This window comes from Baaleninema sp. (genome assembly GCF_049974805.1).
GTDB lineage: Bacteria > Cyanobacteriota > Cyanobacteriia > Cyanobacteriales > Geitlerinemataceae > Baaleninema.
This window is the reverse complement of the sequence record NZ_JBNGCO010000155.1, coordinates 1-8,361: the sequence shown is the minus strand read 5'-3', so window position 1 is coordinate 8,361 and position 8,361 is coordinate 1. Positions and strand designations below refer to the sequence as shown.

Below are 8,361 nucleotides of genomic sequence, written 5' to 3'. Positions count from 1 at the left end.
AAGGTGGATCGACGAACCAGGAATCCCCCTGCCTTCAGGCGGGGGAGAACGTCAATGGTGTACTGGGGAGGTACAGCAACGGTCGCCACCCCAAACACCTTGCCAAAATACTCCACCCACTGGCGGAACGTTGACCAGGCAGCATCCGAGATGGATTTGGCGAGACGATGGTTTTTTACCAGATTTCGCACCATCAAGTCCTCATAGGCTACCAAATCCCCCCAACCCCCCTTTGAAAGGGGGGCGAAGGGGGGATGCATCCCGCCAACTTCACGGCGAAATCTTTACGCTGCCGACTTACCTTGAGGTGCTTTCTCCCTAACCGATTTCTCGCCTTTTTTCGGTTGTTGGAACCCTTTTGGGTCTTAGCTAATCGACGTTGAAGACGCTTGAGAGCTTTCTCCGACTTTCTCAGATGTCTCGGATTCTCTACCGTCTGACCGTTAGAGTCGGTATAGAACTCCTTGAGTCCGACATCTAGTCCGATGGTCTTTCCGGTCGGCTCTCGTTTCTCCAAGCGTTCTTGGTCGATGCCCAACTGAACCTAGTAGCCATCTGCACGACGAACAACTCTCACCCGTTTAATCTGTTTCAACTGATAGAAGTGCAAGTCACGAGTTCCCCACAGCTTAAAACTTCCAGCCTTGAAGCCATCGGTGAACGTGATAGTTTTCCTATCCTCTGATAGCTTCCAACCGCTAGTTTTGTACTCGACAGAACCACGGGTTTGGTGCGGCTTAAAGCGTGGGAAACCCTTCTTGGCAGCCTTCTTTTTACAGTTTTGATAAAAACGGGCAATCGCCGACCCAGCTCGTTCCGCAGAGGCTTGACGAGCCATCGAGTTCAGCTTCTTCGCCCAAGGGAATTCTTGGGCAAGAACTTTGCAATAGGCACTCAGTTCGTACCGCCCAACTCCCTTGTTGTCCATCCAGTATCTCAGGCAACTATTGCGAACAAACCGAGCAGTACGAATCGCCTCATCTAGCCGTTCGCACTGCTCTTGAGTTCCTTTTAGCTTTGCCTCAAATACCAGCATTTTACGTTGAGTTGCTTGATATAATTGTACCACCTCTTAAGAAAGCCGTCCTAGAAGGACGGGGCTTTAAACCCAATTTTTTGGTAACCGATCGAGTATTTGTATGGACGACCGACTGTTTCGGACTTGGCTGTCTCAACTGAATGATTCGGAAACCGCCGATCTGTCGTCTGGGTTGAAATTTGCGGTGGCCAGTCTCGAACTGGGAGAAACTTACTGTCAAGTGGGGGTCGAGGACGGCGAATTCTTGGTGTCGGCGCTGTCGGAAGCCCCGGAAACTCTGGCTTATGCGGTAGACGATTTCGCTGAAACGGAGGACGCTGAGGCGGCGTTTCAAGCCTTCGCCAATCGGGTGATGGCGGCGGGACTTGAAGAGCGCGTCACGTTTTGTTCTCAAGACATGGCGGCGTTTTTTTTGGAGTTGCGCCAACTTGAGACTGAGGACAGGATTGGGGTTTATGTTTATAACGGGTCGATCGACTATCGATCGATCTTGTTGGGGTTGTTGTTCCCTCGTCCCCTCTTGTCGGATTCGGCGTTGTTGGTGGTGCGCTGGCGTCGCGATACGGACGGGGTTTCTAGGGGATGTCAGGCCATCGCGGATTTTCTGGCCAGTCACCCTCAAGCGGCTTGGAATGCTGACTTTTCGTCGGATGCTTTCGCGGTTTTGCTTTGGGATGCGGACTCGACTGAAACGGATTTAGCTGGGATCGAACGCTGGCGAGATGCTGAAACGCTGCGAGAGTTACACCGCCTCGGGACTTCTGAGGTTTCAGCCGTCGAACGACTGTTTGAAACGGCGGTTCGAGATTACGAACGGGGAGACTACGACGCCGCCGAACGGGGTTATCGCGAGGTCTTGACCCGTCAGCCCGATAAAATCGAGGCGTGGTTTAATCTGGGGATGTTGTATTATGTCTGCGATCGACCCCAGACAGCGTTGGATACGCTACACCGCTGTCTGGAACTGGACGAGCACCGCGCTAATGTTTATTACGGTTTGGGGTTAGTTTCGGAAAAACTCGCACAGCGCGATCGCGCCATCGCCGCCTACCGACGCGCGATCGAACTCGATTCCCAGTTTATCGATGCTTATACCAACCTCGGGAATATTTACTATCAAGATTTAGACTATTCCCAAGCGGAAACTATCTATCGTCAAGCTCTCCAAAAACAACTCCCCCATTTCGGGCTTTATCTCAATTTAGCTAACGCTTTAATGATGCAAAATCGCCTCAACGAAGCGATTTATTTTTATGAAAAAGCTTCTGAAATTAAGCCTGAAGACGAACGTTTAAAAGATAATCTAAAACGTGCCAGACTCCAAAAACAACTTGAACTCCCGGTTTTGTACGAATCTCCAGAACAAATTGAAGAGTATAGAATTCGGTTCAAGGAATCATTAGAAGAACGGGTTAAGCGAACTATTTTAACTGACTCCGAAACCAAACAAACCATTTTATTTGGCATTGGATGGCACGTCAATTTTTACCTGGCATATCAAGGTAAAAACGACCGAGAATTTCAAGAAAAATACGGACAATTTGTCCATAAAATTTTATCAGCAAACTATCCCGAATGGGTGGAACCGAAGCCGATGCCGCCCCGTTCTGCAAACGGAAAACTTCGTATCGGCTACGTTTCCTATTTCATGAAAATCAGCTCCATAAGCAAACTCTCTTTAGGATGGTTAAAACACGCCGATCGCGAAGGGTTTGAACTCTATAGTTACCATCTCGGACGCCAAGAAGACGCCGTATCGAAACGGTTCAAAAAATACAGCGATCGCTTCCAACAATTCGACGATGCTAAAGTCGAAGACATCGCTCAACAAATCCTCAAAGACGACCTCCACATCCTCGTCTTTATAGATATCGGAATGTATCCCAAATCCACATTACTGGCGGCGATGCGCTTAGCCCCCGTTCAATGTACGACTTGGTGTCATCCCGTCACCTCGGGACTTCCCACAGTGGAATATTTCTTATCCTGCGAGTTGATGGAACCGGAAAACGCCGAAGAACATTACAGCGAAAGGTTAATCTTACTTCCAAATATTGGTGTTTCTTACGAAAAACCTAACGTCTCTCCGCCTCAAAAAAACCGAAAAGATTTCCAATTAGATGAGAGTGCGATTGTCTATTTATCTTGTCAATCGCTATATAAATACCTCCCGCAATATGATTATATTTTCGCTGAAATTGCCCGTCGAGTTCCCGAGGCGCAATTTGCATTTTTATCCCACGAAGAAGAAGCCATCACCGACCTGTTTCGCCGTCGCTTAGACCGGGCGTTTTCTAAAGTAGGATTAGCGGTCGATCGCTTCTGCAAAATTCTGCCCCGACTCGACCAAGTCAGCTATTGGAATTTAAACCAAGTTTCCGATATTTATCTCGATACCCTCAGTTGGTCGGGAGGAAACACCACCCTCGAAGCGATCGCCTGCGATTTACCCATCGTTACCTGTCCCGGTGAATTCATGCGCGGTCGCCATTCTTACGCCATTTTAAAAATGCTCGGTATTCCCGAAACGATCGCCACCACAGAAGCCGAATATATCGACATTGCTGTTCGTCTGGGACTCGATGCAAACTGGCGTCAAGAAATCGTCGCGAAAACCCGTCAATATCGCGATCGCGTCTACGAAGATACCACCTGCATAGACGCCTTAGAACAGTTTTATCGAGAAGTCTTTGAGTCGAAAATTCGAGAAGATGGGAACGGGGAACAGTGAACGGGGAACAGGGAACAGGGAACGGTTTCGTCCTTATCCTCATCACCCCATCACCTCATCATCCCATCATCTCCAAATACGCCCGTTCCATCTCTCGGGTAAACTGTCGTGCGTTCCATAACGGCGCAGTTTTACGGGATTCGCGCAGTTGTCGGACGACGGTTTTTCGCAGTTCCGTATCGGTTCCCAGTCGAACCCCCCACTCGATATAGTCTTCGTCTGTAAAGGCGATTCCCGCTTCGACGCCAGCGTTTTTTAACAGGGTATATCCTTGGCGACTGGCGAACTGCTGTCCCACCCGCGTCACCACGGGAACCCCCATCCAAAGGGTTTCGAGGGTGGTGGTGGTTCCGTTGTAGGGATAGGTATCGAGAACGACGTCGGCGATGGCGATGTTAGCCCGGTGGACGGCTTCGGAAATGGCGGTGGGGAGAAACCGCAGGCGATGGCGATCGACCCCTTCTTCTTCAGCCAGGTTTTCAAATGCTACACGGGCAGAGTCGATCTGAGTATACGCCCCTTTAACGAGGAAAATACTGTTGGGAACCTCTCGTAAAATTTGCAGTTGTCGGCGGATATCCTCGGGGTTGCGTTTGTAACCGGTTTGGGAACTGAAATAAACCACGGCGTCGGGAGGAATTCCCAAGCGATCGCGTCGCAGGGTGGGAACGCCCACCTCAAAGCCGTCTACAGCGATGTAGGTTTGGGGAAGTTGCCAAAGGGTCTCGCTGTAGTGGGTTTGGGCGTCCTCGGGAAGTACGTAAGGATCGCTGATGAAGTAATCGACGGCGGGAATTCCCGAGGCGTCGGACCCCAGCCAGGTGACTTGGATGGGGGCGGGTTTGAGGGCGAGGACGGAACAGCCACAGTTGGAGGTGATGCTATCGAGATCGAGGAGGATATCAATTTGGTCTTGGTGGATTTTGTCGGCGACAGTCAGGGCAGAATAGGGGAGTTCGTGGAAATTCGGCCCTTCGGCGGCGGCGAAGGTTTGTTGGAGGGCGTCTCCGGTGTGGTGGAGGGAGTACAGGTGAATCTCGAATCGATCGCGATCGTGGTGATGTAGCAACCACCGCATTAACCAGCCGACGGAGTGTTGGCGGAAGCATTCGGAGAGATAGCCGATTTTGAGAAGGTCGCGGCGTCCGGCGGCGGGGCGTTGCTGGTGTTGGGTTGGGTAGGGACTGATGCGATCGCTCAGATGCTTTTGCAGCTGGTGTTGACAGGCGGTGCCGATTTGGTTTCGCAGTTGGCGGTAACTGGGAAGATCGTCGGTAAAGTACGCTGTCATCGACCCGGCGGTGATAATGCGCGAGGCGAAGTCGAGGGAAATATCCTCGCTGTCAGTGACCAGGGTTTCGAGATCCCGTCGGTGTTCGGCGTAGAGGGTTTTGGCTTGTTGCCAGTATCCAGCCCCCCGCATCAGTCCCCGGAGTTTGAGGTGGGAGGCGAGGATTTTTTGGGGTAGGCTGTCGGCCAGGGCGATCGCGCGATCGAGATAGGGAAAACTGCTTTCGTTGTCCCAGGTAATTTGAAAGAATCGCCCGGTTTCGACGAACGCCCGGAAATGGGTGTCGTCCAGTTCGACGCAGAGGCGTGCCACTTGCAGGGCGTCTCGGGGTTGGTTGGCGAATTCGAGGGCTTTGGCGCGATCGAGGAGGCGATCGATAAATTGAGTTTTGGAGACGAGTCGCGTCGCCGCCACGCGGCAGAGGTCTACACTTCCGGTCAGGGTCGGTGTATGTTCGAGGAGTCGATCGATCGCCTCCCAAAGGGTTTCTTGGGGAATGTTTCCGAAATCGGTGGCTTGCAGGCGATCGCAAACTTCTGCAACGAGATCCTCCTCTTCAGTCCACAACTGCAATTCGAGAGACCATTGCAACAGCCTCAGTAAGTTCTCTAAATCGTCGGGAACCAGTTCTCGCAGGTATTGCCCCAACAACCACGCCTGTGTCGGGTCCCCCAGTCGTTGGGCTTCCTGCTGTAGCATCTCAGCCAGTTCTCGACCCCAGTTGTCCGAGAGTCCTTCGATTTCCGGCGTCATCCAAGCCAGTTGAGCTTCGGCTTCCGCCCCCTGCAACAGGTAAGCCAGACCGAGATAGGCGTAGAGTTTCGTGTCTTCTGGATGCGCGGCGATGGCGTCTTCAAAGGCGATGACGGCTTCGGCGTAGTCGCCGCGATAAAAAGCATCGAAGGGAGACGAGGCGCTAGGAGAACTCACGGTGTTCGAGGGGGTCAAGGTCACGATTTCACGATAACAGGGTTTGAAATCGGGCGATCGCACGAAAAAGCGATCGAGCTACATCGTCCGCTCGATCGCTTTTTCAAAGACTTAGGACAAGACCCACGCTAAGCGCAAGTCGCACCACCTATTTCATGTCGTGGTCGGTGTCGGCGCAGCTGGCTGCTGCCGTGGCTTCGGTAGCACCCGGAGTCAGAGTAACAGTCGGAGGCGTACCGCTGGCTTCCGTGGTTTGGCAAGCTTTGGCTGCGGTTTGACCGGAACCGTAGACCACAACGCCACCTGCATAGGCGCGTAATGCTGCCGGGTCTTTCGGGTTGGCGTTAATCAGAGCCGTGGTGATTTCGTCCGTGGTGATTTCGTAGGTGTAGTTCGCGGTTTCGCTGGGCAGACCCGCTTCGAGTTCCACCATGTCGGTGGAGAATTTACCCGCGTCCAAACGTTGGGCTTGTTGCTGACGCATCACCGCACCAACGGTGTTTTTGGCTTCGGACTGCTTCGCTTTCGCCGCTTGGTTGAGGAAGGACGGCAGAGCGATCGCTGCCAGAATACCGATAATGATGATTACAACGAGCAGTTCGATCAGGGTGAAACCTTCTTCGCGCTCTTTTTGACTCAGGTGTTGGATGAATTTGGCTTTAAATTCAGTTTTCATCTGCTGCTTCTCCTTCAGGCTTGGGATGCTTGACTTTCCGCTCCTGAGTTTAACTTACCCAGGTCGAGGAAATTTTATATCACCCACCGAAAAATTTTTTTTGACAAGAGATTGGAAACGGGGAACGGGGAACCGTCACGCACCGCATCCCATCCCCTCATCCCATCACCTCATCACCCCCTCATCTCCAACATCACGAAACCGAGGTCTTCCAGTGTGACCAGTAAATCCCGCACGGCGTCGAAAGCCTCAGTCTGTGTCGTCGCTTCTAGGGTGATGGGGTTGAGGGGACGGGTTTTTTGCCAAAACGCGACTAACTCAGACATCGATTTCGGGGCGTCGAAGAGGGGCAGCAGAGTCGTAGCGGTTACGCTGTCGATGAAGATGTTGGTGACGCCGGGGACGGGGAGGTATTCGCTGAGGGAAAATCCCCGATGCTGGCGCAGACAGCTTTCTAAGGCGGTTCGCGTTGAAGGGGTTTTTAACAGCGGATGCAGCGACACGCGCACCGCCTCCCAGTTCGTCCAGTCTTCGACGGCGGGTCTCGGTTGTACTGTGCCGGGACGACCGCACCAGAAGTCTAGCAGGCGATGTATGGGGTGAATCAGTTCGTAGAGATGCAGCCGTTCGGCGATGGAGGTTTCGGGTAAACTCATCCCCAGAAACGCTGGAAGGTCGTCGGGATTGGCGAACAGGTCGAGGGGGTTCCACTGTCGCCAGTTCACCATGCTGATAAATTCTAATTCTGCTGCGTGGAGCATTTCAAACAGTTGCGGAACGGTAAAGCCTTTGTCTTCTCGTAGCAGGTAGTTGGCGAAGATTCGTTCTTGGTCTTGGGAGAGTTTGGGCGTCCAGGTGGAGGCTTTGAGTTTGGCGAAGTCCTTCAGGGCGTTCATGGTTTCGCGGACGAGTTCGATCGCCATTTCGTCGGGTACGTCGTCCCCCATTAACCCCATCATGTTAAATAGCTGTTGGGCGCGGAAGTAATCGAACCGTTGGAAGGCGCTGTGCAGGTTTCCTCGGAGGATACCGTGGGGTTTGAGAACTGAGGCGAGCGATCGAAGTCCGGCGACGGGATCGGGCAAGAGATAGAGAACTTCGTCGCAGTTGATATAGTCGAATTCTAATCCTAGGCTGTCGATATTTTCGAGAGACAAGGCGTGAAATTCGACGTTCTCGATTTGGTGATGCTTGAGTCGATGTTTCGCCAGTTCGATCGAGCTTTCGGAGAAATCGACGCCGACGATCGATATCCCGGGATTCGCCAGGGCTAAGGCTAAAGCTTTGTAACCGCTGCCACATCCGGCGTCGAGAACGGTTAAATTTTTGGTATCGATAACTTGGCCGTCTCGCTTGTAAAAGGGCGTGACGAGGGTATGTCGGTACAGCAACGGGAGATCGTCTTGGGGCGATCGATCTAACGGTCGTCGCGGAAACGGAGATCGATCGAATTGCTGGCGAACGGCGTCGGAAACGTCAGTCATTGATAGTTGAGATAGTTAGGGAAAGGGGGCTATGGGTGGAAATTCTGATTAACTCTTCACTCTACACTCTTAACTCTTCCCTGAAAGAAGTCCACCGCCCTCTTCTTATCAAAAATTTTGGGTTGAAAACCCCGCCCTTCTAGGGCGGCTTGACCGTAAAATGGGCAGAGAGGGTTTAGTTTAAACTACCCAAATGACACTTCGAGCATT

General features: G+C 52.3%; 4 protein-coding genes and 1 pseudogene. 1 reads left to right on the top strand and 4 read right to left on the bottom strand.

The genetic code is table 11. The features are described 5' to 3' along the window. Positions 1 to 1,036: pseudogene (locus tag ACP5D4_RS19910) on the bottom strand (RNA-guided endonuclease InsQ/TnpB family protein); the annotation flags it as partial. 103 nt (positions 1,037 to 1,139) lie between these two features. Between ACP5D4_RS19910 and ACP5D4_RS19905 the strand changes: the two are divergent. Continuing rightward, positions 1,140 to 3,770 carry a tetratricopeptide repeat protein gene (locus ACP5D4_RS19905; protein WP_428013357.1) on the top strand — a complete coding sequence of 877 codons (2,631 nt, stop codon included), beginning with the start codon at positions 1,140 to 1,142 and terminating at the stop codon, positions 3,768 to 3,770. 58 nt (positions 3,771 to 3,828) lie between these two features. Here the strand turns inward: ACP5D4_RS19905 and ACP5D4_RS19900 are convergent, their stop codons facing one another. The 3 genes from ACP5D4_RS19900 to ACP5D4_RS19890 form a co-directional block, all read right to left on the bottom strand. Continuing rightward, positions 3,829 to 5,991: an O-linked N-acetylglucosamine transferase, SPINDLY family protein gene (locus ACP5D4_RS19900; RefSeq protein ID WP_428013356.1), complete on the bottom strand. Its 2,163-nt coding sequence runs from the start codon at positions 5,989 to 5,991 to the stop codon at positions 3,829 to 3,831. A gap of 148 nt (positions 5,992 to 6,139) precedes the next feature. Further along, positions 6,140 to 6,667 carry a type IV pilin-like G/H family protein gene (locus ACP5D4_RS19895; RefSeq protein WP_428013355.1) on the bottom strand — a complete coding sequence of 176 codons (528 nt, stop codon included), beginning with the start codon at positions 6,665 to 6,667 and terminating at the stop codon, positions 6,140 to 6,142. Between the two features lie 173 nt (positions 6,668 to 6,840). Beyond that, a complete protein-coding gene (locus tag ACP5D4_RS19890) occupies positions 6,841 to 8,151 on the bottom strand; it encodes a class I SAM-dependent methyltransferase (protein ID WP_428013354.1) in 1,311 nt (436 codons plus the stop codon). Positions 8,152 to 8,361: the final 210 nt, after the last annotated feature.